This is a genomic window from Vibrio sp. 2134-1 (assembly GCF_033339495.1).
The window spans coordinates 1-534 of sequence record NZ_JAWOUS010000888.1 but is presented as its reverse complement, the minus strand read 5'-3'; the positions used below and the strand labels follow the sequence as shown (position 1 = coordinate 534).

1 protein-coding gene is annotated in these 534 nt (G+C 43.8%); it reads right to left on the bottom strand.

Going from position 1 to position 534, the window contains the following annotated elements:
* Window positions 1–212 precede the first annotated feature (212 nt).
* Window positions 213–534: SDR family oxidoreductase (locus tag R7R78_RS29090; protein ID WP_225474962.1), on the bottom strand; the 322-nt coding region annotated here is incomplete at its 5' end.

Sequence of the window (534 nt, the reverse complement as noted above, 5' to 3'; positions counted from 1 at the left end):
TCGCTTGTGTTTGACGTTTTCCTGCGCTTCTTAAGCAGTAGTTAAGTTCGTGATCTTCACTAAAATTCACCAGATCTCTATCTGCAGCCATGCTCACTCTCCTTATTTGTTTGATAGCCTTACTAAGTCTGGAAAGGAAACGCAGAAATTCAAGGTTGTCAGAGAAGTAGAAAGCATAAAGCTAACCTACCTCTCATCTTTTTATAAAATACTTACCAAGGAAGCGAAGTTCCGTCGTAATTGATGAATTGACCAGAGTGTTCAACGGTGCTTTGGTCAATAACTTGTGCCAGCCCTTGAGCTGATGTCTCTGCATCTATAAGTGCATTTGGCCCACCCATTGTGGTGCGTACCCAACCAGGGTGCAAAGCAAGGACAGTAAAACCGTCAGGCGTTAAGTCATTGCTTAAGCTTTTGACGACGGAATTGAGTGCCGCCTTTGACGAGCGATAAATATAGCCGCCACCCGATGTATTCTCCGTCATACTCCCGACTTTTGAAGAGATGCAGGCGATTTTTTTAAACTGTCCATGT